We start from the raw sequence: 25373 nt of genomic DNA, 5'->3' as shown, positions 1-25373 counted from the left end.
CCGATGAACTGGTGACGATATGACGCAGTATTTCACCGACGTCGACTCTGTCACCAGATCGGCAGCGGGGGAAAGAGTTTCAAATGATTTGCAAAGGAGGGCGTGGCTTACCCCCCAGCCTGCCCCTCCCCCGCCCTCCCCCGCTTCGCAGGAGAGAGGACTGCCGCCGCTTCGCGGATCGGTCATGTCGCCAGGCGTCCTACCCCCTCACGCGCTCCCTTCCGGCGTCATCGTCGCCAGCCCGCCATCCGTCCGCACCGACGCCAGGGTCAGCGCATGCCAGTAGAGGTCGAGCAGCGCCGCCGGCATGCCGCCCTGCTCATGGCCCTCCATCGGCAGGATGGCGGCGGAATGCGCCAGCGCCGCGGTGGCGGCGTTCGTGCTGCGCGACACCGCATCGCCCAGCAGTCCCAGCGTCTGGCCCAGCGCCGCGGCGTCGAAGCGCAGAAGCGCGGGCGGCACGGTGATCTGCGCCTCGCCCCCGCGCAGCCGGCCGACGGCGATGTAGACATGCAGCAGGTCGGGCCGCTCCTCCGGCCGCAGCAGGGCGGCGACGATGCGGTTGCCGGTCAGCGCCCCGGTGCCGTCGAACTCGTACATCGTGGCGCGCTCGCCCTGGCGGGTGGCGGCGAGGCCGGCGAGACGGGCGGTCAGCGGCTCCCCGGCGCGGCGGGCGGCCTCGTCGAACAGCGCCGGATGGCTGCCGCCCTCGCTCAGCACCACCAGCGGCGCGTCGGTCGCCGCGGCGGCGGCCAGCAGCCGGGCCAGCACGGCGAAGGGATCGGCTCCCTGCTCCATCCCCTGCTCCATCCGGGCTTCCAGCAGGCCGGCGCCACGGCGCAGCATCGCCTCGGCAAAGCTGATGTCGATATCCATGGCTCCAACCCTTTCGCTTGCCTCGAAATCCGGCCCGCTTTTTAGGACGGGGCGCCTCCTCCGCTCAATGGTAACCGAAGCTGCCCGTCACCTTTCCGCGGAACACCCAATAGGAATAGATGGTGTAGCCCAGGATCGACGGGATCAGGAACGTCATGCCGACCAGCAGGAAGACCTGGGTTTCCGGCGGGCTGGCCGCCTCCCACACGGTGACGTCGGGCGGGATCAGATGCGGCCACAGGCTGATGGCGAGGCCGAGATAGGACAGGCCGAACAGCGCCATCGACAGTACGAAGGGCGCCACTTCCCGGCCGTTGTCGATGGCCCGCCACAGGGCGAAGGCCAGAATCGCCGTGACGATCGGCACCGGCGACAGCAGGATCATGTTCGGCATGGAGAACCAGCGCGCGGCGATCTCGGGCAGCAGGAAGGGCGTCCACAGGCTGACCGCCGCGACGCCGGCCAGCACCACCAGCATCAGCCCCCGCGCCATGCGATAGCACCAGTCCTGCAGCGGGCCGATGGTCCGCCAGATCAGCCAGGTCGCCCCCAGCAGGGCATAGCCGACCACCAGCATCGCCCCGCAGAACAGCGCGAAGGGGGAGAACCAGTGCAGCATGCCGCCGACGAACTGCCGGTTCTCCACCGGAATGCCCTGGATGAAGGAGCCGAGCACGACCCCCTGCGCGAAGGTCGCCAGCAGTGAGCCGAGGAAGAAGGACCGGTTCCACCAATGCCGGCCCGCCTGCGCCTTGAAGCGGAATTCGAAAGCGACCCCGCGGAAGATCAGCGCGATCAGCATCACCATCAGGGGAATGTACATCGCCGGCAGCACCACGGCATAGGCGATGGGAAAGGCCGCGAACAGCCCCGCCCCGCCCAGGACCAGCCAGGTCTCGTTGAAGTCCCAGACCGGGGCCACCGTGTTCATCATGGTGTCGCGGTCCTCCTCCGTCGGCGCGAACGGGTAGAGGATGCCGATGCCGAGGTCGAAGCCGTCCATCAGCACATACATGAACACCGCGAAGCCGACGATCGCGACCCAGGTCAGGGTCAGCAGGCTTCCTTCCGAGATTTCCTGCATGACGGTCACTCCGCTGGTTCGATGGACTGGTCGGTGCCGGACATCGGCCGCTTGGGCCGATGTCCCTCCCGCGGCTGCGGCATGTCATGCACATGCGCCGGGCCGATGCGCAGCAGGCGGATCAGGTAATAGGTGCCGGCGCCGTAGATGATGGTGTAGGCGACGACGAAGGCCAGAAGCGAGACCAGCGCCGCATTCGTCGTCAGCGACGGCGTCACCGCATCGGCCGTGCGCATGTAACCCTGGACGACCCAGGGCTGGCGCCCGATCTCGGTGGTGTACCAGCCGGCCAGGATGGCGATGAAGCCGATCGGCATGCAGGCCACCAGAAAGCGGAGGAATCTTTCGCTGCTGTACAGCCGGCCGCGGAAGCGCAGGACCAGATGCGTCACCGCCACCCCCAGCATCAGGAAGCCGATGGCGACCATCACGCGGAAGGTCCAGAAGACGATGCTCGGATCGGGCCGATCCTCCGGCGGGAACTGCTTCAGGCCGGGAACGCTGCCGTTGATGTCGTGGGTCAGGATCAGGCTGGACAGGTCCGGGATGGCGATCTCGTAGTGGTTCGTCTCCGCTTCCACGTCCGGGATGGCGAACAGGATCAGCGGCGCGCGCGGGCCGCCCTCCCAGCTGCCTTCCATCGCCGCGATCTTGGCCGGCTGGTATTCCAGCGTGTTCAGGCCATGCTCGTCGCCCAGGAAGATCTGCAGCGGCGCCAGCACGGTGATCAGCGCCAGCGACATGCTCAAACCCAGCTTCGCATGGTCGTAGTGGCGGCGCTTCAGCAGATAGAAGGCGCTGATGCCGGCGACCACGAAGCTGGTGGTCAGGAACATCGCCGTCACCATATGGGCGAGGCGATAGGGGAAGGACGGGTTGAACACCACCTGCCACCAGTCGGTGACGAAATAGCGGCCGTCTCGGATCTCGAAGCCGGCCGGCGTGTTCATCCAGCTGTTGGCCGACAGGATCCAGAAGGTGGACAGCAGCGTGCCGAGCGCCACGAGGCAGGCGGCCATCAGGTGGATGGCGGGCGGCACCCGGTCCCGCCCGAACAGCATGATGCCGAGGAAGGCGGCCTCGAGGAAGAAGGCGGTCACCACCTCGTACTGGATCAGCGGGCCCAGGACGTTGCCCACCGTGTCGGACCAGCGGCTCCAGTTGGTGCCGAACTGATAGGACATGACGATGCCGGACACCACGCCCAGACCGAAGGACATCGCGAAGATCCGCGTCCAGAATTCCGACAGGCTGCGGTAGATGCCCTTGCCGGTGCCGACCCACATCGCTTCCAGCAGCGCGATCCAGCAGGCAAGTCCAACCGTGAAGCTGGGAAACAGGATGTGGAAGGAGATCGTGAACGCGAATTGAATCCGCGAAAGGATCAATGGATCGAGTTCCATGGCCGCCGCCTCTCGTTTTGGGCGCGTCAGAACGCACGCGACGGGCAAGAGCCCGGCGTCGATGTGGCATGAGGCGATGTAGAGTGGGCGGCTGTCGCGGAAAGGGTACTAGTCTTTCAGGCTAAACCCTGACACCTCCAGGAACCGGCGGACCATGCGGAGTAGTCGGGGATGCCGGTCAGTGGGGCGGATAGACCGCGGTGATGCCGGAAATCACCGTCTGCGCCGCCAGCGCCGCCAGCACGATGCCCAGCACCCGGCTGACCGTGTGGATCACCGTGCGGCCAAGCAGCCGCCCCACCCGGTCGGCGCCCAGCAGGATCAGCGTCACCCCGCCGATCACCGTCGCCGCCGCGCCCAGCACGCTCACCTGGCCCGCCACCGTGCCGCCGGTGTCGTCCATCAGCAGCAGGATGGAGGTGATGGCGCCCGGTCCGGCGATCAGCGGCACCGCCAGCGGGAAGACGGCGATGTCGTTGGCGTCCTCGTCGGTCAACGCTTCGCCGGTATCGCGCTCCTTCCGTTCGGAGCGCTTGGCGAACAGCATCTCGAAGGCGATCCAGAACAGGAGCGCCCCGCCGGCGATGCGGAAGGCCGGCATCCCGATGGACAGGGTTTCCAGCACGACCTTGCCGAAATAGGCGAAGAAGACCAGCACCACGAAGGAGATGGCGGTGCCGCGCAGCGCGATGATCCTCCTGTGCCGCTCCTCGAATCCGCGCGTCAGCGCGATGAACAGCGGCACCAGCCCGGGCGGATCGACGACGACGAAGAAGACGACGAGATTGCTGATGTAGTCCGACAAAGCCGGCTCCAGCCTATGCGTTCATGGATTGGCGAGAGGCAATGATAGGCATGGCGGTTTGGGGTGTCACCCCTCCGCCAGCGCGCCGGCGAACTCCTCGATCCCCCGCAGCCCCGCCGGGGTCAGCCCATAGGTGCCGCGCCCGACCCGCTCGAACCAGCCATAGACGTTGCGCAGCAGCATCGGCCCGACATCCTTCGGTGCTCCCGCGCCGCGCAGAGCCGCGACCGTCCGCGGCCCGTTGCGCAGCATGCGGGCGATGCGCAGGGCGTCCTGGCGATAGGCGGTGACGATGGCGACGCGGGTGGAGCCGCCGCGGTTGGGATCGCCGACCCGGCGGGCATGCTCGCCCAGCAGCCGGTGCGTGCGCTTCCTGTCCTTGCGCGGCGTATAGGGAACCGGATCGAGCAGCACGGTGACCCGCCGCCCCTCCGCCAGCCCCGGATCGACCATCAGCAGGCCGAGCCCCAGCCGCCGGCACAGCTTCTTCACATCGTTGTCCAGCGGCGACGGCCCGGTCGCCTTGCGCCCCGGCTGCGGCACGGCGAGATAGACGCTGTCGCTGACCGCCAGCCGGTCCACCCCCTGCAGCACGAGGTCGAGCGTGAAGCGCTTCTTCAGCTCGACGATCACCGGCGGCTCGCCCCCCCGCGTGGCGACGAGATCGCAGCCGTGGATCTCCGCCTTCACGTCATAGCCCTGGGCTTCGAGGAAGGATTTGACCGGCGAGTAGAGCTCCGTTTCGGCGGTGACGCTCATCCGCAAAAGACCGGCGAGCCCGCCCCTCCCCCGAGTGGGAGAGGGCGGCTAGTACGGGCGCCCGCCCTCGCCGAAGGCGGCAGGCTTATCGACGAACTCATTGCAAGCCTTGAAGGCTTCACGGCTTTCCCCGATCCGGCGTTGCTTCCTGGCCCCGGTCATACGCGCTCTCTTGCGCTGCGCGCAAGCCTCCGAAGCCGGGGAGCAACGCCGATCCTCCGACGGCTTCAGGCCGCGGCCTTCTGCTTGCGCAGGATGCCCAGGATGTCCGACGCCGCCTTCGGGATGTTGGTGCCCGGGCCGTAGATCGCCGCGGCGCCAGCCTTGTAGAGGTAGTCATAGTCCTGCGGCGGGATCACGCCGCCGCACACCACCAGGATGTCGCCGGCACCCTGCTTGCGCAGTTCCTCGATCAGCTGCGGCACCAGCGTCTTGTGGCCGGCGGCCTGCGACGACACGCCGATGACGTGGACGTCGTTCTCCACCGCCTGCCGCGCCGCCTCCTCCGGGGTCTGGAACAGCGGCCCGATATCGACGTCGAAGCCGATGTCGGCGAAGCTGGTGGCGATCACCTTGGCGCCGCGGTCGTGGCCGTCCTGGCCCATCTTCACCACCAGGATGCGCGGCCGGCGCCCTTCCTCGGCGGCGAAGGACGCCACCTCCTCCTGGATGCGCTTGAAGCCCTCGTCCCCTTCATAGGCCGAGCCGTAGACGCCCGACACCGAGCGGATGACGGCGACGTGACGGGTGAAGGCCTTTTCCAGCGCGTCGGAGATCTCGCCGACGGTGGCGCGGGCGCGGGTGGCCTCCACCGACAGGGCCAGCAGGTTGCCGGTCTTCTCCGTGGCCGCCCTGGTCAGCGCGGCCAGCGCCTCCTGGCACTTGGCCTCGTCGCGGGTGGCGCGGATCCGCTTCAGGCGGGCGATCTGCGACTCGCGGACGGCGGTGTTGTCGATGTCCAGCACGTCCACGCCCTCGGGGTTCTCCGGGCGGTACTTGTTGACGCCGACGATCACCTCCTCGCCGCGGTCGATGGCGGCCTGGCGGCGGGCGGCGGCCTCCTCGATCAGCAGCTTGGGCATGCCGCTCTCGACCGCCTTGGTCATGCCGCCCATCTCCTCGACGCGGCCGATCAGCTCCAGCGCCGCCTTGGCGAGGCTGTGGGTCAGATGCTCGATGTAGAAGGAGCCGCCGAGCGGATCGACCACCTTGGTGACGCCGGCCTCCTCCGCGATGATCAGCTGGGTGTTGCGGGCGATGCGGGCGGAGAACTTGGTCGGCAGGCCCAGCGCCTCGTCGAAGGCGTTGGTGTGCAGCGACTGGGTGCCGCCCAGCACCGCGGCCATCGCCTCGATGGTGGTGCGGATGACGTTGTTGTAGGGGTCCTGCTCGGTCAGCGAGACGCCCGAGGTCTGGCAATGGGTGCGCAGCGCCAGCGAGCGCGCGTCCTTCGGCTGGAACTTCTCCTGCATCAGGGACGACCACAGCAGGCGCGCGGCGCGCAGCTTGGCGATCTCCATGAAGAAATTCATGCCGATGGAGAAGAAGAAGGACAGGCGCGGCGCGAACTTGTCGACCGGCAGACCCTTCGACATCGCCGCCCGCACATACTCAAGGCCGTCGGCGATGGTGAAGGCCAGTTCCTGCACCGCCGTCGCCCCGGCCTCCTGCATGTGGTAGCCGGAGATCGAGATCGAGTTGAACTTCGGCATGTGCTGGGAGGTGTACTCGATGATGTCGGCGATGATCCGCATCGAGGGTTCGGGCGGGTAGATGTAGGTGTTGCGGACCATGAACTCCTTGAGGATGTCGTTCTGGATGGTCCCGCTCAGCTTGTCCTGGGAAACGCCCTGCTCCTCCGCCGCGACGATGTAGCCGGCCAGGATCGGCAGCACCGCGCCGTTCATGGTCATCGACACCGACATCTTGTCGAGCGGGATGTCCTGGAACAGGATCTTCATGTCCTCGACGCTGTCGATCGCCACGCCGGCCTTGCCGACGTCGCCGACGACGCGCGGATGGTCGCTGTCATAACCGCGGTGGGTGGCGAGGTCGAAGGCCACCGACAGGCCCATCTGGCCGGCCTTGAGGTTGGCCTTGTAGAAGGCGTTCGACTCCTCGGCGGTGGAGAAGCCGGCATATTGCCGGATGGTCCAGGGCTTCACCGCGTACATCGTGGCGCGCGGCCCGCGGGTGAAGGGCGGGAAGCCGGGCAGCGTATCCAGCTCCAGCCCTTCCAGGTCGGCGGCGGTGTAGAGCGCCTTGACGTCCAGACCTTCCGGGGTCTTCCAGATCAGCTTGGAGATGTCGCCGTCGGCGCCGAGATCCTTGGCGGCCAGCTTGTCCCAATCGGCAAGGGTCTTCTTCGGGAACTCGGTCATCGACGCCTCCTGAGGGCTTCTTATGGCGCAGTTGAATGATCAGTGCGATTCCTCCCGATGCACCCTCTTCCAACGGCCGGCTGAACCACTGGAAGAGGGGCAAGGGCGATACGCTTCCTCTCGGTACTCTTCTTCTTATTATACGGTTACGCGAATTCCACGATCTTCTGATCGACCGCTAGGCTGCTGCCGGTGGCTGCGTGGATTTTCGCGACCGTTCCGTCCTGCGCGGCGCGCAGGATGTTCTCCATCTTCATGGCCTCGACCACGGCCAGCACCTCGCCGGCCTTGACCTCCTGGCCTTCCGTCACCGCCAGCGACACCAGCAGGCCGGGCATCGGCGACAGCAGGAACTTCGACATGTCCGGCGGCGCCTTGACCGGCATCAGGGCGTCGAGCTTGGCCGCCTTCGGGGTCAGCACCTTGACGATGGCCTGCGAACCGCTGTGGTGAAGGCGGTAGGCGATGCCGACGCGGTCGATCTGGACGCAGACATGGTTGCCGTTGACCGTGCCGCGGAACAGCGGCTCGCCCAGCTGCCAGTCGCTCCACACCGTGTGGTGCTTGCCCTCGATGTCGACGGTATAGCCGATGCGCTGCGGGCTGCCTTCCGCCGGATGCAGGTGGACCGGATGCTGGGTGCCGTCCAGCACCACCACCCAGTCGTCGCGCACCTTGACCTTGTTGCCGGGCATCTTGCCGGAGATCTGGATGTCGCGGTCGTTCAGGCTGCGATGGATCACCGCGGCCACCGCGATCAGCACCGCCGGGTCTTCCGGCGGCAGATCGGAGGCATGGAAGCCGGACGGATACTCCTCGGCGATGAAGTTGGTGGTCAGCCGGCCGTCGACGAAGCGCTGGTTCGCCATCAGCGAGGCCAGGAACGGGATGTTGTGGCTGACGCCGCGGATGTAATACTGGTCCAGCGCCTCGCGCATGCCGGCGATCGCCGCGTCGCGCGTCGATCCCCAGGTGCACAGCTTGGCGATCATCGGATCGTAATACATGGAGATCTCGCCGCCCTCGAACACGCCGGTATCGACGCGGACATGCGGGTCGGCGGCCGGCGGCCGGTAATGGGTGAGGCGGCCGGTGGAGGGCAGGAAGTTGCGGAAGGGATCCTCCGCATAGACGCGCGCCTCGATGGCCCAGCCATGCAGGCGGACGTCCTCCTGCTTGATCGACAGCTTCTCGCCGGCGGCGACGCGGATCATCAGCTCGACCAGATCGAAGCCGGTGATCAGCTCGGTGACCGGGTGTTCGACCTGGAGGCGGGTGTTCATCTCCAGGAAGTAGAAGTTGCGCTCGGCGTCGACGATGAACTCCACCGTACCGGCCGACTTGTACTGCACCGCGTTGGCCAGAGCCACCGCCTGCTCGCCCATCGCCTTGCGGGTGGCGGCGTCGAGGAACGGGCTCGGCGCCTCCTCGATGACCTTCTGGTGGCGGCGCTGGATCGAGCATTCGCGCTCGCCAAGGTACAGGCAGGTGCCCTGCCCGTCGGCCAGGACCTGGATTTCGATGTGGCGCGGCTGCTGGATGTACTTCTCGACGAAGACGCGGTCGTCGGCGAAGCTGGAGCGCGCCTCGTTCTGGGCGGAGCGGAAGCCCTCGCGCGCCTCCTCGTCGTTCCAGGCCACGCGCATGCCCTTGCCGCCGCCGCCGGCCGAGGCCTTGATCATCACCGGATAGCCGATGTCGCGGGCGATCATCACCGCCTCTTCATCGTCGGCGATGACGCCCAGATAGCCGGGGACGGTGGAGACGCCGGCTTCCTTCGCCAGCTTCTTGGACTCGATCTTGTCGCCCATGGCCTGGATGGCGTGGGCGTCCGGGCCGATGAAGGCGATGCCGGCGGCGGCCAGCGCCTCCTGGAACTCGCGCTTCTCGGACAGGAAGCCGTAGCCGGGATGGACGGCCTGGGCGCCGGTCCGCTTGCAGGCCTCGACGATGCGGTCGATCTGCAGATAGCTTTGGGCCGACGGCGCGGCGCCGATATGGACGGCCTCGTCGGCCATCTCGACATGCAGGGCGTTCTTGTCGGCGTCGGAATAGACCGCGACGGTCTTGATGCCCATGCGGCGTGCCGTGCGGATGACGCGGCAGGCGATCTCGCCACGGTTGGCGATGAGGATCTTCTCGAACATGCTGCCGGCCCTCACAGCGGAATGTTGTCGTGCTTGCGCCAGGGGTTCTGGAGCTGCTTGTTCTTGAGCATGGACAGCGCCTTCGTGATGCGGCGGCGGGTTCCGTGCGGCATGATGACGTCGTCGATGTAACCGCGCGACGCGGCGACGAAGGGGTTGGCGAATTTCTGCTTGTACTCTTCCGTACGCGCCTCGATCTTCCCGGCGTCGCCGATGTCGCTGCGGAAGATGATCTCCACCGCACCCTTGGCGCCCATCACGGCGATTTCGGCGGAAGGCCACGCATAGTTCACGTCGCCGCGCAGATGCTTGGACGACATCACGTCGTACGCGCCGCCGTACGCCTTGCGGGTGATGACCGTAACCTTCGGCACGGTGGCCTCGGCGTACGCGTACAGCAGCTTGGCGCCGTGCTTGATGATGCCGCCGTACTCCTGCGAGGTGCCGGGCATGAAGCCGGGGACGTCGACCAGGGTCAGGATCGGGATTTCGAAGGCGTCGCAGAAGCGCACGAAGCGCGCCGCCTTCTTGGAGCTGTCGATGTCCAGGCAGCCGGCCAGAACCATCGGCTGGTTGGCGACGATGCCGACCGTGGAGCCGTTCATGCGGGCGAAGCCGATGATGATGTTCTTGGCGTATTCCGGCTGAAGCTCGAAGAAGTCGCCCTCGTCCACGATCTTGAGGATCAGCTCCTTCATGTCGTAGGGCTTGTTCGGGTTCTCCGGCACCAGCGTGTCGAGCGAGTAGTCCTCGCGGTCGAGCGGATCGGCGCAGGGGCGGACCGGCGCCTTCTCGCGGTTCGAGGACGGCAGGAAATCGATGAAGCGGCGCAGCTGCAGCAGGGCCTCGACGTCGTTCTCGAAGGCCAGATCGGCCACGCCCGACTTGGTGGAGTGGGTGACGGCGCCGCCCAGCTCTTCCGCGGTCACGACCTCGTGGGTGACGGTCTTCACCACGTCCGGGCCGGTGACGAACATGTAGGAGCTGTCCTTCACCATGAAGATGAAGTCGGTCATGGCCGGCGAGTACACCGCGCCGCCGGCGCACGGGCCCATGATCAGCGAGATCTGCGGGATGACGCCCGACGCGTCGACGTTGCGCTGGAACACCTCGGCATAGCCGCCCAGCGAGGCGACGCCTTCCTGGATGCGGGCGCCGCCGCTGTCGTTCAGGCCGATCACCGGCGCGCCGACCTTCAGCGCCTGGTCCATGATCTTGCAGATCTTCTCGGCATGCGCCTCCGACAGCGCGCCGCCGAAGACCGTGAAGTCCTGGCTGAAGACGAAGACGAGGCGTCCGTTGACGGTGCCGTGACCGGTCACCACGCCATCGCCCGGAACCTTCTGGTTCTCCATGCCGAAGTCGATGCAGCGATGTTCGACGAACATGTCGAACTCCTCGAACGATCCTTCGTCGAGGAACAGCTCGATCCGCTCGCGCGCGGTCAGCTTGCCTTTGGCGTGCTGGCCGGCGATGCGCTTCTCACCGCCGCCCAGCCGCGCCGCGGCGCGCTTGGACTCCAACTTGGCCAGAATGTCTTGCATCGGGCGTTCCCATATCCTTGGCGTCGCAGTGACGGTCCCCGCTCCGGCGTCAAGCGACGCAATCCTTCACCGGAACGTCGCGGATTATTCACAAACTTCGCAGCGCTTCAAACCTCTCTTCGCAAAAACGTGCGAACTTGCGAAGCCCTTTGCAAATCAGGCTTTCCGCTTGCTAAGATTGCGAAGAACGGCTTCTTCTCCAAGGCCGCAATGCCTGCAGGATTTTACACGTATGCGGAAGAAACTGTTCCTGGGCTACAAGCTGCGCCGCCTGCGCGAACAGCGCGGCCTGACCCAGGCGTCGCTGGCCAAGACGCTGGAGCTTTCTCCCAGCTATCTCAACCAGTTGGAAAACAACCAGCGCCCGTTGACCCTGCCGGTGCTGATGCGGATCGCCGCCACCTTCGAGCTGGAGCTGTCCGCCTTCCTGGAGGATGAGGACAGCCGGCTGATCTCCGACCTGCGCGAGGCGCTGGCCGACCCGCTCTTCGTCGGGGCGCCGCTGACCTCGGGCGAACTGCGCAGCGTGGTGGGCTCCAGCCCGGAGCTGGCCCGCCGGGTGCTCAGCCTGCATCAGGCCTATCAGAAGCTGCACGAACGGGTTCAGTCCCTGGCCGACAGCCTGTCAAACCGCGAACCCAGCAGCCAGGAGGTCGACAGCTTCGCCGGCCCGCAATTCCCGTACGAGGAGGTGCGGGACTATTTCCACTATTGCAACAACTACATCGGCCCGCTGGACGAGGCGGCGGAACGGCTCTGGGACACCGAGAAGATCCACTCCGGGTCGCTGCTGAATGAGTTGGCCGCCTATCTGAAGCGCCGCCACGACGTGCGCGTGAAGATCGTCGCCGACGAGGCGGGAGAAACCGCCATGCGCAGCTACGACGCCTCCACCGGCACGTTGCGCCTGTCCGCCCTGCTGACCAGTTCCAGCCGCGCCTTCCACATGGCGAACCAGATCGCGCTGCTGGAGTTCGGCGACCTGATCGACGAACTGGTGGACCAGGCGAAATTTTCAAGTGAGGATGCCCGGTCGATCTGCCGGGTCGGACTTGCCAACTATTTCGCCGGCGCGCTGGTCATGCCCTACCGCGCCTTCGCCGCCCAGGCCCGCGCCCTGCGCCACGACGTTGAGCAGCTGCAAAGCCGCTTCGCCGCCAGTTTCGAGCAGGTCTGCCACCGGCTGTCCACCCTGCAGCGGCCGGGGGCCCGCGGCCTGCCCTTCTACTTCGTCCGGGTCGACATGGCCGGCAACATCACCAAGCGCCATTCCGCCACCCGCTTCCACTTCGCCCGCTTCGGCGGCGCCTGCCCGCTGTGGAACGTCCACGAGGCCTTCGCGCAGCCCGGCAAGATCCTGGTGCAGTTCGCCCAGATGCCCGACCGGACCACCTACATCAGCATCGCCCGCACCGTGACCAAGCGCGGCGGCGCCTATCTGAAGCCGTCGCGGCAATTCGCCGTCGGGCTGGGCTGCGAAGCCAGCCATGCGCCGGAGCTGGTCTATGCCGCCGGCATCGACATCACCGACGTGAAGGCGGCGGTGCCGATCGGCGTCAACTGCCGCCTGTGCGAGCGCACCGATTGCCAGCAGCGCGCCTTCCCGCCGATCGGCAGCGAGCTGCGGGTGAACGAGCACCACCGCAGCTTCGTCCCCTACCTCTTCAACCCGCCGGACACCCCTCCCCGCTGATACGACCACCGGGAGGAGAGCCCGGTTGGCCCGCCGCTTGCTGAAACCGGCCGGCAGGATCGGAAAAGCTGTGCCCATGGGCATGTACGGTGCCGATCCCTGCAAGCTGCGTTGCATTTTGCCAATGGCGGGTCATGGACGATGACAATCTGCATCACGCCCCCGGCGGGAGGGTGACGGCCTTCGCCCCGGAGGCGCTGGCCCGCATGCTGTCGGTTTCGGCCGCGGCGCTGGCCCAGGCGCGCGATGTCGCGCTGGACGTCAGCGTGCTGAGCGGCACGCCGCCGCGGCTGGTCGGCGACGCCGACACCGTGGGCGCGCTCTGCACCGCGTTCGCGGCGAGCGCCATCGCCAGCACCGATCCGGGTTCCGGCCGGCTGGAGGTCCGCCTGTCGGCCCTGCCGGCGGGGCAGGAGCGGGTGACCCTGCGGGCGGAGCTGGCCGGCCGCTTCGATACCCATGGCGACGCCGGCTTCTGCCCTGAACTCGCCCGCCGTCTGCTGGCGGCCCTTGGGGCACGGATGGACATGGAGCATGGGATGGAGGACGGCATGCGGCGGGTGACGCTGGACATGCCGGCCGCCCTGCCCTCGCGCACCACCGATGCCGACCGGCTGATGAGTTGGGCCCGCTCGCGCGGCGGCCGGCTGCTGGTGGTGGACGACAGCGCCACCAACCGGATGGTGGTGGCCGGGCTGCTGGCCAAGGCTGGATTCTCGGTCGAGACCGCCATCGGCGGGGCGGAGGCCGTGGTCGCCGTCGCCCAGGCGCTGGTGCCGCCCGAAGCGGTGCTGATGGACGTCGCCATGCCGGACATGGACGGGGTGGCCGCCACCGCCACCATCCGCTCGCTGGGCGACGAGCGCGCCCGCATCCCGATCATCGCCGTCACCGCCAACGCCCAGCCGGAGGACCGCATCCGCTGCCTCGCCGCCGGGATGAACGACTACCTGACCAAGCCGGTCCGCCGCGCCGACCTGCTCGGCGCGTTGGAACGCTGGCTGGCGCCGCTGCCGGTCTAGAAGGACGAGCCCGGCTCCTTCAGGAAGGCCTCCTCCTCCGGCGTGCTGGGACGGCCGAGGACGGCGTTGCGGTGGGGGAAGCGGCCGAAGCGCTGGATGATCTCGCGGTGCCGCAAGGCGTATTGCACCGTGGTCTCGTCGCCCACCCGCTCGGTGAACAGCGCCACGGACCGGTCCTGGCTGGCGAGATCCTCGTGATGCTCATAGGGCAGGTAGAGGAAGATCCGCTCGTCCGTGGTGCATTCCAGGTCGAAGCCGTTGGCGACGGCATGGTCGCTCACGCCCCGCGCCTTGGCGTCGGTCGCATAGGCGCGCGGATCGTCGCGGAACATGTTGCGCGGCACCTGATCGAGCAGGACGCACAGCGCGATGCAACCGTCGACATCCTCCATCCAGCGGTCGTAGTCGCCGCGGGCCGCCGCCTCGTAATGCGGCCCCAGCGTGTCGGCGACCGCCCGGTCGAAGCTCGCCGATTTGCGGAACCAATAGGGCTTCATCGCCTCGTCGAACCAGAAGTCGACGATCTCGTCGATCAGCTTGTCCACCATTCGTCTTCTCCGCCGTAAGTCTCCCGCCCGGACGACAGGGTTCCCAAACAAGAACAGGGCGCCCGAAGGGGCGCCCTGTCCAGTCTCAATCGCTTCACCGAACCGTCAGGCTCAGTGCAGCGTGCTCCACAGCTTGCGCTTGGTGGCGTACATCAGGCCGGCCAGCACCAGCAGGAACAGGATGACCTTGACGCCCATCTGCTTGCGGGCATCCAGGTGCGGTTCCGCGGCGAAGGTCAGGAAGGTCGCCACGTCGTGCGCCTGCTGCTCCACCGTCGCCTTGGTGCCGTCGGCGTAGGTGACGCCGTCGGGCTGCAGGATGTTCGGCATGCCGACCTGATGGCCGGGGAACACATTGTTGTAGCTCATGCCGTCCATCAGATGGACGCCGGCCGGCGGTTCCTCGAAGCCGGTCAGGAAGGCGTAGAGGTAGTCCTCGCCGCCGACGCGGGCCTTCGCCATCAGCGACAGGTCGGGCGGCAGGGCGCCGTTGTTGGCCGCGCGGGCCGCCTGGCTGTTGGGGAAGGGCGACGGGAAGCGGTCGGCCGGGACGGCCGGGCGCATGAACATCTCGCCCGAATCGTTCGGACCGGCCTGCACCTCGTAGCCGGCGGCCAGCGCCTTCAGCTCATCCTCGGTGAAGCCGATGCCGGCCAGGGTGCGGATCGGAACAAGATGCATGGAATGGCAGGAGGCGCAGACTTCCTTGTAGACCTGGAAGCCACGCTGGGCCGACGCCTTGTCGATGGTCCCGAAGACGCCGCTGTGCGGCCAGCTCTGCTTGGGGATGTGGACGCTTTCCGCGGCCTGCGCGGCCCCGGCGATGCCGAGAGCCAGCGCCGCCGAGAGGATGGCAGTCTTCAACGCGCGCATCAGGCCTTCTCCATCGGCTTGGCATGAGCGGCGGCGGGGATGCCGCCTCCGCCCTTCAGAACGGACTCGGCGATGCTGTTGGGGAGCGGACTCGGCCGTTCCAGCTTGCCCAGCACCGGCAGCAGGACCAGAAAGTGGAAGAAGTAGTAGGCGGTGCCGATGCGGGCGATGACCAGCCAGGCGCCTTCAGCCGGCATGGCGCCGGCATAGCCGAGGACCAGCGCGTCGAGGGCCAGGATCCAGAAGAACTGGCGGTAGATCGGCCGGAACTTGCAGCTGCGGACCTTGGAGCGGTCGAGCCACGGCAGGAAGGCCAGCAGGGCGATCGAGCCGAACATCGCCAGAACGCCGCCCAGCTTGTCCGGGATCGCGCGCAGCATGGCGTAGAAGGGCAGGAAGTACCATTCCGGAACGATGTGCGCCGGCGTCACCAGCGGATCGGCCGGGATGTAGTTGTCCGGATGGCCCATGTAGTTCGGCATGAAGAACACGAACACCGCGAAGATGATCAGAAAGACCACCACGGCGAAGCCGTCCTTGACCGTCACGTAGGGGTTGAACGGGACGGTGTCCTGCGGGCCCTTCGGGTCGATGCCGAGCGGGTTGTTCGAGCCGCAGACATGCAGCGCCGCGGTGTGCAGGATCACCAGACCCAGCAGCACGAAGGGCAGCAGGAAATGCAGCGCGAAGAAGCGGTTCAGCGTCGGGTTGTCGACCGAGAAGCCGCCCCACAGCAGGGTGACGATCGGGTCGCCGACGATCGGGAAGGCCGAGAACAGGTTCGTGATGACGGTGGCGCCCCAGAAGCTCATCTGGCCCCAGGGCAGCACGTAGCCCATGAAGGCGGTGCCCATCATGACGAGGAAGATGATGACGCCCAGGATCCACAGGATTTCGCGCGGGGCCTTGTAGGAGCCGTAATAGAGGCCGCGGAACATGTGGATGTAGACGGCGATGAAGAACATCGACGCGCCGTTGGCGTGAATATAGCGGATCAGCCAACCGTAATTCACGTCGCGCATGATGCGCTCGACCGAATCGAAGGCCAGCGAGGTGTGCGACGAGTACTGCATCGCCAGGAACAGGCCCGAGGCGATCATGATCATCAGCATGATGCCGGCGATGGCACCGAACGCCCACAGATAGTTGACGTTCCGCGGCATCGGGTAGTGGTTGTACTCGTGATCCAGCATCGTGAAGATCGGCAGGCGGCTGTCGATCCAGTTCACGACCGGATTCTTGAACTTGGTGGCTTGAACCTGAGCCATCTCGAGGTCTCCAGAACCGTTGGGCCGCTTAACCGAGCCGGATCTTGGTATCGCCCGTGAAGGCGTACGTCGGAAGGACAAGGTTTGCGGGGGCCGGGCCCTTGCGGATGCGCCCAGCGGTGTCGTAGTGCGAGCCGTGGCAGGGGCAGAACCACCCGCCATACTCGCCGCGCGGATCGGTGACCTTCTGGCCCAGCGGCACGCAGCCCAGATGCGTGCAGATGCCGATCACGACCAGCCATTCCGGCTTCTGCACGCGCGCGTCGTCTGCGACCGGATCGCGGAGGTCGCCAAGGCTGACCTGCTTGGCGGTCTCGATCTCCTCGGGGGTGCGGTGGCGGACAAAGACAGGCTTTCCGCGCCATGTAACCGTGATCGCCTGACCCGCGGCGACCGGAGCCAGATCAACGTCGATGGTGGCAAGCGCCAGGGTGTCGGCCGCCGGATTCAGGCTGTCGATCAGCGGCCAGACGGCGGAGGCCGCGCCGACGACGCCGACCGCACCGGTGGCAAGATACAGAAAATCGCGGCGGGAACCCCCCTCGCCGCTGGAGGCCGCGTGGCCACCCGTCCCGGGCGGATGCGTGGTCTGAGCCATAAGCCTGTTTCTCCTCAAGGCATGCCCGACGCCCTTTGCCCGCGCCGGACGACCGATGGACCGTTTACATGCATGACACGACAAGCCCGCCCGCCGAAGGAAAACCCTCAGGCATGCCGCATCGGTCCGGAGTGGGTATCTCCAGCTTCTGCGCTGCGGTATACCGTCGCGTCGCCATCTTGAAAAGTCCTTGGCCGGGAGACAATTTGTCGCGTGTGTTGGGGCTGGACTATTTGTATGCAAAACAAACACTTCGAGGCAAGGCCCACGTTACGCCTTGTTCTGTTCGAACCGGATATTCCACAGAATGCCGGGACACTGATGCGACTCGCAGCCGGGCTGGGGGTGGCGCTCGACCTGATCGAGCCTTGCGGATTCGTGCTGGACGACCGCCGTCTGCGCCGCGCCGGGATGGATTACCTCGACCATCTCGACTGGACCCGGCACAGCTCGTGGTCCGCCTACCGCGCGGCGCCGCAGAGCGGACGGCTGGTGCTGCTGACCACGCGGGCGGCGATTCCCTACACCGGCTTCCAATTCGCCGCCGGCGACCGCATCCTGGTCGGCCGCGAAAGCGCCGGGGTGCCCGACGAGGTGCATGACGCCGCCGACGCCCGGCTGGTGATCCCGATGGTTCCGCCCGCCCGCTCCTTGAACGTTGCGGTCAGCGCCGCGATGGTGTTGGGTGAAGCCCTGCGGCAGACCGCCGCACAGGATCGGACCGCGTAAGGTCGGCGTCGATTCGAAGCGCGACTCCGATCGCCAACCATAAGGCTGGAGCCGCCTGCGTTTCGCGCTGGACGCAGGACGCTCCAGAGACGGCAAGCCGCCGGACAGGAACCGCCATGACCGCCGAATCCAAGGCCGAATCCAAGGCCGAACCCAACGCCGCTTCCAGCCTCGTCGAGGACCGCAAGGCCCGCGCCGCCTCCTGGTTCCGGGAGTTGCGCGACCGCATCTGCGCCGCCTTCGAGACGCTGGAGAACGAGCTGACCGGCACCCATGCCGACCTGCCCCCCGGCCGGTTCGAGCGCAAAAGCTGGACCCGGCCCGACCATGGCGGCGGCGAGGGCGGCGGCGGCACCATGTCGGTGATGAAGGGCCGGGTGTTCGAGAAGGTCGGGGTCAACATCTCGACCGTCCACGGCACCTTCAGCCCGGAGTTCCGCGCGAACATCCCCGGCGCGGCGGAGACCGGCGAGTTCTGGGCGGCGGGCATCAGCCTGGTGGCGCATATGCGCTCGCCCCTGGTTCCGGCCACGCACATGAACACGCGCCACATCGTGACGACGCAAGGCTGGTTCGGCGGCGGGGCCGACCTGACGCCGATGGTCCCCGACGACCGCGACACCGCGGATTTCCACGCCGGCCTGCGCGCCGCCTGCGACCGCCACAACCCGGACTATTATCCGCGCTACAAGGAATGGTGCGACCGCTATTTCTTCCTGCCGCACCGCGGCGAGGCGCGCGGCGTCGGCGGCATCTTCTTCGACAATCTCGACTCGGGAGACTGGGAGGCGGATTTCGCCTTCACCCGCGACGTCGGCACGGCCTTCCTCGACAGCTATACCGCCCTGGTGCGCCGGCACATGAACCGGCCCTGGACGGCGGAGCAGCGCGAGCACCAGTTGATCCGCCGCGGCCGCTATGTCGAGTTCAACCTGCTCTACGACCGCGGCACAACCTTCGGCCTGAAGACCGGCGGCAATACCGAGGCGATTCTGATGAGCCTGCCCCCCGAGGTGAAGTGGCCGTGACCTAGCGGCGCTTCCCCATCTGATTCCCCATTTGAACCCAGGGCGCCCAGGCCTGCCGCACCATCTCGCCCCACAGCCGCATCGGCGCCATCCAAAAATCGGCCATGCCGGCGGCGGACGCCATCGGATTGACGCCGAGCCGGCCGGCCTCATGCTGTCCGGCCGCGCGCTGTCCGGCGGCGGGACCGGCCAGCAGCAGCGGATTCATCAGCGCGGGGGCGAGCAGCCCGGCGACCGCGTCGAAGGACGGTGTGGCGCGGAACTGGATGGCGATCATCTCCGCCCCATCCTCCCCCGCCTCGCGGTGGCGGATCTGGATTTCCAGGTTCGGCAGATGGGCGGTCAGGGTCGTCTCGTCGGGCTTGCGGTCCATGCGTGCGGCTTCCTTCTGGATCTGGCCGTGCGAGGATAGAGTTTTTGCAACTGCGAAGAAACCCTCCCCGAAGGAGGTAACGGCAACCAACGCCCGCGCCGGCCGTTATGGCGACATGGACAGCACCATTCCCCCGTCCGATGCGGACAGCCCCTCGCCCGAACAGGAAGCCGCCTGCGCCGGGCTGACCTACAGTTCCGACGACACCCCCGGCATCCGGCGGCGGCGCTACGGCAAGGGTTTCCGCTTCCGCTGGCCCGACGGCGCCCAGGTGACGGAGGAGGACACGCTGGCGCGCATCCGCAAGCTGGCGATCCCGCCCGCCTACCGCGACGTCTGGATCTGCCCCGATCCCGACGGCCACCTGCAGGCCACCGGCCGCGATGCCAAGGGGCGCAAGCAGTACCGCTACCACCGCCGCTGGACCGAGCTGCGCGAGGGCACCAAGTTCGGCCGCATGCTGGACTTCTGCCGGGCGCTGCCCGCCCTGCGTGAGCAGGTGGCCTCCGACCTCGGCCGGCGCGGTCTGCCGCGGGAGAAGGTGCTGGCCGCCGTGGTGCGGCTGCTGGAAACCACGCTGATCCGCGTCGGCAACGAGACCTACGCCCGCGAGAACCAGAGCTATGGCCTGACCACGCTGCGCGACGGCCACACCGAGGTCGAGGGCTCGGAGGTCCGCTTCTCCTTCAAGGGCAAGTCGGGCAAGGAATGGAACGTCGCGCTGCGCGACCGCCGCCTCGCCCGCGTCGTCGCCGCCTGCCGCGACGTGCCGGGGGACGAGCTGTTCCAGTATCTGGATTCGGACGGACAGCGCCACGCCGTGACCTCGGGCGACGTCAACGCCTATCTGCGCGAGGCGACCGGCGCCGACTTCACCGCCAAGGATTTCCGCACCTGGGCCGGCACCGTCCTGGCCGCCATGGCGCTGCGCGAATTCGAGGCGTTCGACAGCGAGACCGGGGCCAAGCGCAACGTCACCCGCGCCATCGAACAGGTCGCCACCCGCCTGGGCAACACCCCCAGCGTCTGCCGCAAGAGCTACGTCCACCCCGAGATTCTGGACGCCTATCTGGAAGGCGGCCTGCTGGAGTCGCTGAAGCGCGAGGTGGAGGCGGAGTTGCGCGACGAGCTGGCGGGCCTGAGCGGCGAGGAGGCCGCCGTACTCGCCTTCCTGCGCGAAAGGCTGGAACGGGAAACGGCCTCGCGGGCGCGGGAGGGCGCGCGGGGGAAGGAATAGGACTTCAGCCGGCGTTCGGCGGCACTCCCTCCCCCGCCCGGCTCAAACCGTCTCCACCGCTTCCATCGCCTCCGTCACCGGCAGAAGCCGCCGCATCGACAGGAACACCAGATCCCCGGCGATCACGCCGTCGGCGGCATGGGCCTGGACGCTGCGCAGGACCAGTTCGGCACGGTCGCGGGCCGACATGCCGCGGCTGTGGGCCAGGGCGGCGGCGAGGCGTTCCTCGCCGAAGGGCTCGCGCTGGATGTCGATGGAGTTCAGGATGCCGTCGGTACACAGGAACAGCGTCTCGTCCTGGTTCAGCAGCAGCGTGGCCTCGGCGTAGGGGGCGCCGCGGCGGATGCCCAGCGCCGGGCCGCCGATGGCGGACAGGAACTCCACCCCGCCCTCGGCGGTGACGCGGCAGGCACCGCGATGCCCGGCGGCGGCATGGACCAGCGTGCCGGCGACACGGTCGTAGACGGCGACGAAGGCGGTGGCGAAGCCGTTGAAGGGGCTCTCGCCGCACAGCCGCTCGTTGGCGCCGGTCAGGATGGCGGCGGGGCCGACGCCGGGGCGGGCGGTCTCGCGGATGGCGGCGCGCACCATCAGCATCAGGAAGGCCGCCGGCACGCCGCCGCCCGACACCCCGGCGGCGACAAGCAGGCTGTGGCGCTCGTCCAGTTCGACCACGTCGTAGAAATCGCCGCTGACGGTGTGGCCCGGCACCAGCATGCCGAAGAACTGGCTGTCGCGGCCGACCGGCAGCTGGCGCGGCAGCAGGTTGGCCTGCACGTCGCGGGCGGCGCGCTGCTCCTCCTCGATCAGCTGTTCGGCGGCGGCCAGCTTCTCGCTCTTGGTCTCCAGCTCCGCCCCGCGCATGACCAACTGCGCGTCCAGGGTCTCCTCGCGGGCCGTCGCCTCCATCGCCATGCGGCGGAAGACGCGGGACAGCCGGCCGAATTCGTCGTCGCGGTTCGCCGCCTCGTTCAGGCTGAGGGGGTTGAAGCGCCCGGCCTCCACCGCCTTGACCGCCTCGCTCAGCCGTTCCACCGGCGCCATCTGGTCGCGGGCGAAGCGCATGCAGAGATAGACGCCCAGCCCCAGCACGAAGACGCCGACCAGACCGCCGATCTTCAGCTGCCGGCCCAGCATCGACCCCGGTTCGGTGAAGGGAACGCGCACCGCCGCCACCGCCGGAAGGCCGGCCGCAACGGCGTTGGCAGCGGCGTTGGCCGAGGCATAGCGGATGGGCGCCAGCGCCAGCAGCCCGTCGCCCGACGCGCGGACGGTCACGTCGCCGGAGGTCGCCACCGCCTTGACCGCGGCGGTGTCGGCATCCGACAGTGGCCCGCCCGAGCCGTTGGACACCACGGCGCCGCGTACCAGCACCCGGCCGTCACGGTCGAGCAGCCAGGCCGCCTCCACCGCGCGGGTGGCGATCAGCCCGTCGACCACCCCCTCGGCCCCCGTTTTGCGCAGCAGGTCTCCCAGGCGCCGCATGTCGGCGCCGACCTGGACGATGCGCGGCTTGTCGACCCCGGCCACGCCGGCGAACTTCATCAGCCGGCCGCTTTCCATCGCCGGCTCAGACACCATCGACGCGGGCGACCGGCTCAGCAGGCCGCTGTAGGCGCCGTGGCGCGGCCCGCCCTTGGCATCCTGGCCGAAGACCGGGTCGGGACCGGGCACATTGTGCAGATAGGCCCGCCCGCGGTTGTCGGTGATCCACATCTCGTCCGGGCCGCCGGCCTCGGCGATCTGCTTCAGCCGGTCGTTGATCGCCCTCGACGACAGTTTCGCCGTTTCCGCCAGCGCCACCAGATGGGCGGTCAGCGTCGCTTCCGACAACAGCCGTTCCGACAGCAGGGCATCGACCTCGCGCGGCAGATCGACGGCCTGGGCGGTTCCGCGGGCGAGCAGGTCGGCGGTCAGCCGCGCCTCCGCCTCGATCCGTTCGGTCAGCGCCGCGCGCGTGGTGAACGCCATCGTCGTGGTGACCGCAGCCACCGCCAGCAGCACCAGACCGGTGACCAGCAGGATCAAACGCTGTTGGAACGTCATGGGATTGCGCCCGCCCCCTCTGGCTGAAGCAAATGGCCGAAGCCATGGCCGATGCGACCGCTTCTACCGGTCCGGGGCACGCAAGTCCAGTTGCCGGGGCGCCGCACCGGCCATGGTCACGCCGGCGGAAGCGAAGCGGCGGCCGGACGCGCAAGATTCGACCGTGTACGCGACATTATCTCTTTCGTAACCAGATGGTCCGTAAGACGGAAGGGCCGCGGACGATTCCTCGCCCGCGACCCTTTTCCGTTCCAAATCAGCCGCCACTCACCCGGTGCACGCCCATGCCGCTCAACGTTCTGGAAGTCGCCGTCTATGCGATGGTCCTCACCGCCAGCCAGCCCAACGCCTTCGAGTGCGTGGCCGTGAAGCCGGAGGGCGTGAACTGCACCAACGGCCTGTCGGCGAAGGAGGACGGCCCGAACCTGCTGTTCAGCACCGGCGTCCAGGTTATCAAGGACAACCAGGGCCGCGTGCGGCTCAGCAACGGGCTGCAGACCCGCTTCGACAGCTCCGCCTGGGTGGAATTCCAGGATCCGGGAAAGAAGCCGCTGGTCAGCGTCCGCAAGACCGGCCCGCTGCGCTTCAAGTTCTCCAACGGCTTCCAGTGCGAGGCGATGGGCAACCCGGAAGACATGGCCCGCTGCTACAAGCCCTGACGACCGTCCCCAAAGCGAATTTGCATTCGCTTTGGATTGATATGACCTCATTCGCCGGTCGGGCTTCGGCCGCATGAGCGGCCGGGACCGCCGTCGCGGTCCAAATCGGGTTGCAATCCGCTTTAGCGGTTGATTCCGCGGCGGTCCATCTCGTCCTCGATGGCGCGGCGGTTCTGCCGGATCTGGCGCTGCTCCTCGCCCAGCCGGTCATACTGGTTGCGCAGGTCGCGGTCGGAATAGTCGCCGTAGGCATTGCCGCGGCGGTTGCCGGCCGAGCTTCCCGACGTGCCGTCATGGCGACGCCCGTCGCGGTTCAACTGCCGGTCCTCGGCCGTACGGTCCTGCGGATAGCTGTTCGGATTGACCGTGCGGTTCAACTGGTCGAGCGCCCCGCCCCAGCCGCCTTGCGACTGGCCGTTCTGCGGCTGGCCGCTCTGGGCCAGGGCCGGCGTGGAAAGAGCCAGGACGGCCGCAGCCGCAAGAATGATTGTACGCATCGGACGAACTCCCTCATGCGGTTGTGTTTCCTTCCTACAACCGCCGGGAAGCGGATCCGTCACGCCGCCAGCGGATCCGGCCTCAATTCGCCCCGCCCATGCGGCGCGTCGAGATCCAGTTCCGGCCCCTTCGGCACGATGCCGGTGGGGTTGATGGTGGCGTGGCTGCCGTAGTAATGGCGCTTGATGTGGTCGAAATTCACCGTCTCCGCCACGCCCGGCACCTGATAGAGGTCGCGCAGATAGCCCGACAGGTGGGGATAATCGACGATCCGGCGCTTGTTGCACTTGAAATGCCCGACATAGACGGCGTCGAAGCGGACCAGCGTGGTGAACAGGCGCCAATCGGCCTCGGTCAGCCGGTTGCCGACCAGCCAGCGCCGGGTCGCGAGCTTGGCGTCGATGCTGTCCAGCGCCGCGAACAGCGAGTCGAAAGCGGCCTCGTACTTGTCCTGCGAAGTCGCGAAGCCGGCCTTGTAGACGCCGTTGTTGACGGCATCATAGACGAAGGCGTTGACGCGGTCGATCTCCTCCACCAGGTCCGGCGGGCAGAAATCGGTCCGCACGTCGGTGAAGGCGTCGAACTCGCGGTTGAGCATGCGGATGATCTCCGCCGACTCGTTGTTGACGATGCCGCCGGTCTTCCTGTCCCACAGCACCGGGACCGTCACCCGGCCGCTGTAGCCGGGCCGGGCCTGCAGATAGACCTCGTAGAGGCGGCGGGCGCCGGTCACCGGCTCCGGTTCGGCGAAGGTCCAGCCTTCCGACAGCATCAGCGGATCGACCACGCTGACGCCGATCACCTCATCCAACCGCTTCAGATTGCGGAAGATCAGCGTGCGGTGCGCCCAGGGGCAGGCGAGCGACACCATCAGGTGATAGCGCCCGGCCTCCGCCGGGTAAGGGGTGGAGCCGTCGGCCGACACCCGGTCGCGGAACTGCGCCTCCGTCCGCACGAACGCGCCGCCTGTCTTCTTGGTGTCGTACCACTGGTCTTGCCATTGTCCGTCGATCAGCAGGCCCACGGCTCCCTCCCCTTCGTCAGTGCGCGTCGATGGTCAACCGTGCAGCTTCGCCGTGATCTCGGCGACATGGCGGCCCTGGTAGCGGGCGCCGTCCAGTTCGACGGCGCTCGGCCGGCGCGATCCGTCCCCGTCGGCGATGGTGCTGGCGCCGTAGGGAGAATTGCCCATCACTTCCGAAACGCCCGTCTGGCCCTGGAAGGAATAGGGCAGGCCGACGATCACCATGCCCAGATGCAGCAGCACGATGTGGGTGCTGAGGATGGTGCTCTCCTGCCCGCCATGCTGGGTGGCGGTGGAGGTGAAGGCCGCGCCGACCTTGCCGACCAGCGCGCCCTTGGCCCACAACCCGCCGGTCTGGTCGAGGAAGTTCTTCATCTGCGAGGCCATGTTGCCGTAGCGGGTCGGCGTGCCGATGATGATGGCGTCATACTCGGCCAGCTCTGCCACCGTGGCGACGGGGATGTTGCTCTCGTCCTTGTAATGGGCGGACTGGCGGACGGCCTCCGGCACCAGTTCGGGCACGCGCTTCACCGCCACCTCGGTCCCGGCGACGGAGCGGGCGCCCTCGGCCACCGCCTGCGCCATCTCCGACACATGGCCCCAGCTGCTGTAATAGAGAACCAGAACCTTCGCCATCGCCGTCTCTCCCTGTCCGGTTGGTGAATTGGCCCGCCGCGTCCGGGTCCGGCCCGGCGGTGACACCAGAAATAGGGCGTGGCGGGGCTTTCGGTAATGCCGGATCTTGGCACCTCATTGTTTCCGGGTGTACAACAATGCC

The 25373-nt window shown here is 67.5% G+C and carries 23 protein-coding genes; 6 read left to right on the top strand and 17 right to left on the bottom strand.

Annotated elements, in window-relative coordinates; translation table 11 throughout:
* Nucleotides 1–207: 207 nt before the first annotated feature.
* The 8 genes from DM194_RS18360 to DM194_RS18325 form a co-directional block, all read right to left on the bottom strand.
* Complete coding sequence (locus DM194_RS18360; RefSeq protein ID WP_111069011.1) at nucleotides 208–876, bottom strand: hypothetical protein; 669 nt, start codon at nucleotides 874–876, stop codon at nucleotides 208–210.
* A gap of 64 nt (nucleotides 877–940) precedes the next feature.
* The gene (gene cydB / locus DM194_RS18355) at nucleotides 941–1960 is read right to left on the bottom strand and encodes a cytochrome d ubiquinol oxidase subunit II (RefSeq protein ID WP_111069010.1); all 1020 of its coding nucleotides are present in this window, start codon (nucleotides 1958–1960) and stop codon (nucleotides 941–943) included.
* Nucleotides 1961–1965: 5 nt separating this feature from the next.
* A complete protein-coding gene (locus DM194_RS18350; RefSeq protein ID WP_111069009.1) occupies nucleotides 1966–3363 on the bottom strand; it encodes a cytochrome ubiquinol oxidase subunit I in 1398 nt (465 codons plus the stop codon).
* 178 nt (nucleotides 3364–3541) lie between these two features.
* Nucleotides 3542–4168, bottom strand: coding sequence for a MarC family protein (locus DM194_RS18345; RefSeq protein WP_111069008.1), 627 nt, complete (start codon nucleotides 4166–4168; stop codon nucleotides 3542–3544).
* A 66-nt stretch (nucleotides 4169–4234) separates the two neighbouring features.
* Nucleotides 4235–4927: a DUF2161 family putative PD-(D/E)XK-type phosphodiesterase gene (locus tag DM194_RS18340; protein ID WP_111069007.1), complete on the bottom strand. Its 693-nt coding sequence runs from the start codon at nucleotides 4925–4927 to the stop codon at nucleotides 4235–4237.
* A gap of 227 nt (nucleotides 4928–5154) precedes the next feature.
* Nucleotides 5155–7308 carry a methylmalonyl-CoA mutase gene (scpA, locus tag DM194_RS18335; protein ID WP_111069006.1) on the bottom strand — a complete coding sequence of 718 codons (2154 nt, stop codon included), beginning with the start codon at nucleotides 7306–7308 and terminating at the stop codon, nucleotides 5155–5157.
* Nucleotides 7309–7454: 146 nt separating this feature from the next.
* Nucleotides 7455–9455: an acetyl-CoA carboxylase biotin carboxylase subunit gene (locus tag DM194_RS18330; protein ID WP_111069005.1), complete on the bottom strand. Its 2001-nt coding sequence runs from the start codon at nucleotides 9453–9455 to the stop codon at nucleotides 7455–7457.
* An 11-nt stretch (nucleotides 9456–9466) separates the two neighbouring features.
* Nucleotides 9467–10999 (bottom strand): acyl-CoA carboxylase subunit beta, encoded by a 1533-nt coding sequence (locus DM194_RS18325; RefSeq protein ID WP_111069004.1) that lies wholly within the window; start codon nucleotides 10997–10999, stop codon nucleotides 9467–9469.
* A 232-nt stretch (nucleotides 11000–11231) separates the two neighbouring features.
* Between DM194_RS18325 and DM194_RS18320 the strand changes: the two genes are divergently transcribed.
* A complete protein-coding gene (locus tag DM194_RS18320) occupies nucleotides 11232–12692 on the top strand; it encodes a helix-turn-helix domain-containing protein (RefSeq protein WP_111069003.1) in 1461 nt (486 codons plus the stop codon).
* Nucleotides 12693–12826: 134 nt separating this feature from the next.
* A complete protein-coding gene (locus tag DM194_RS18315; RefSeq protein ID WP_111069002.1) occupies nucleotides 12827–13714 on the top strand; it encodes a response regulator in 888 nt (295 codons plus the stop codon).
* Here the strand turns inward: DM194_RS18315 and DM194_RS18310 are convergent.
* From DM194_RS18310 to petA, 4 genes are all read right to left on the bottom strand, one after another.
* On the bottom strand, nucleotides 13711–14262 hold the full coding sequence (locus tag DM194_RS18310) for a DUF924 family protein (protein WP_111069001.1): 552 nt from the start codon (nucleotides 14260–14262) through the stop codon (nucleotides 13711–13713). The genes DM194_RS18315 and DM194_RS18310 overlap by 4 nt on opposite strands.
* A 111-nt stretch (nucleotides 14263–14373) precedes the next feature.
* A complete protein-coding gene (locus tag DM194_RS18305) occupies nucleotides 14374–15135 on the bottom strand; it encodes a cytochrome c1 (protein WP_111069000.1) in 762 nt (253 codons plus the stop codon).
* Nucleotides 15135–16403, bottom strand: a complete 1269-nt coding sequence (locus DM194_RS18300) for a cytochrome b (RefSeq protein ID WP_111068999.1) — start codon at nucleotides 16401–16403, stop codon at nucleotides 15135–15137. The genes DM194_RS18305 and DM194_RS18300 overlap by 1 nt, the downstream gene beginning before the upstream one ends.
* Nucleotides 16404–16431: 28 nt before the next feature.
* Nucleotides 16432–17001 (bottom strand): ubiquinol-cytochrome c reductase iron-sulfur subunit, encoded by a 570-nt coding sequence (petA, locus tag DM194_RS18295; RefSeq protein WP_111068998.1) that lies wholly within the window; start codon nucleotides 16999–17001, stop codon nucleotides 16432–16434.
* 237 nt (nucleotides 17002–17238) lie between these two features.
* On the opposite strand from petA, the gene DM194_RS18290 reads away from it, so the two are divergent.
* The gene (locus tag DM194_RS18290) at nucleotides 17239–17730 is read left to right on the top strand and encodes a tRNA (cytidine(34)-2'-O)-methyltransferase (RefSeq protein ID WP_111068997.1); all 492 of its coding nucleotides are present in this window, start codon (nucleotides 17239–17241) and stop codon (nucleotides 17728–17730) included.
* 116 nt (nucleotides 17731–17846) lie between these two features.
* Nucleotides 17847–18758, top strand: a complete 912-nt coding sequence (hemF, locus tag DM194_RS18285) for an oxygen-dependent coproporphyrinogen oxidase (protein WP_111068996.1) — start codon at nucleotides 17847–17849, stop codon at nucleotides 18756–18758.
* Nucleotide 18759: 1 nt separating this feature from the next.
* On the opposite strand, the gene DM194_RS18280 is transcribed toward hemF, so the two are convergent.
* Nucleotides 18760–19131: a hypothetical protein gene (locus DM194_RS18280; RefSeq protein WP_111068995.1), complete on the bottom strand. Its 372-nt coding sequence runs from the start codon at nucleotides 19129–19131 to the stop codon at nucleotides 18760–18762.
* 115 nt (nucleotides 19132–19246) lie between these two features.
* On the opposite strand from DM194_RS18280, the gene DM194_RS18275 reads away from it, so the two are divergent.
* Nucleotides 19247–20368, top strand: a complete 1122-nt coding sequence (locus DM194_RS18275) for a DNA topoisomerase IB (RefSeq protein ID WP_111068994.1) — start codon at nucleotides 19247–19249, stop codon at nucleotides 20366–20368.
* A gap of 42 nt (nucleotides 20369–20410) precedes the next feature.
* Here the strand turns inward: DM194_RS18275 and DM194_RS18270 are convergent, their stop codons facing one another.
* Entirely contained in the window at nucleotides 20411–22414 is a 2004-nt protein-coding gene (locus DM194_RS18270; protein ID WP_111068993.1) for a PP2C family protein-serine/threonine phosphatase, read from the bottom strand.
* 284 nt (nucleotides 22415–22698) lie between these two features.
* Between DM194_RS18270 and DM194_RS18265 the strand changes: the two genes are divergently transcribed.
* Nucleotides 22699–23073, top strand: coding sequence for a hypothetical protein (locus DM194_RS18265; protein ID WP_111068992.1), 375 nt, complete (start codon nucleotides 22699–22701; stop codon nucleotides 23071–23073).
* A gap of 122 nt (nucleotides 23074–23195) precedes the next feature.
* On the opposite strand, the gene DM194_RS18255 is transcribed toward DM194_RS18265, so the two are convergent.
* Genes DM194_RS18255 through wrbA form a run of 3 tightly spaced genes read right to left on the bottom strand, consistent with a single transcriptional unit; the run spans nucleotide 23196 to nucleotide 25231 of the window.
* The gene (locus DM194_RS18255; protein WP_111068990.1) at nucleotides 23196–23570 is read right to left on the bottom strand and encodes a hypothetical protein; all 375 of its coding nucleotides are present in this window, start codon (nucleotides 23568–23570) and stop codon (nucleotides 23196–23198) included.
* A 59-nt stretch (nucleotides 23571–23629) separates the two neighbouring features.
* Complete coding sequence (locus DM194_RS18250) at nucleotides 23630–24595, bottom strand: glutathione S-transferase family protein (RefSeq protein ID WP_111068989.1); 966 nt, start codon at nucleotides 24593–24595, stop codon at nucleotides 23630–23632.
* Between the two features lie 33 nt (nucleotides 24596–24628).
* A complete protein-coding gene (gene wrbA / locus DM194_RS18245; RefSeq protein ID WP_111068988.1) occupies nucleotides 24629–25231 on the bottom strand; it encodes an NAD(P)H:quinone oxidoreductase in 603 nt (200 codons plus the stop codon).
* Nucleotides 25232–25373: the final 142 nt, after the last annotated feature.

It is taken from the genome of Azospirillum ramasamyi, from assembly GCF_003233655.1.
Taxonomy (GTDB): domain Bacteria; phylum Pseudomonadota; class Alphaproteobacteria; order Azospirillales; family Azospirillaceae; genus Azospirillum; species Azospirillum ramasamyi.
This window is presented reverse-complemented; position numbering and strand designations above follow the sequence as displayed.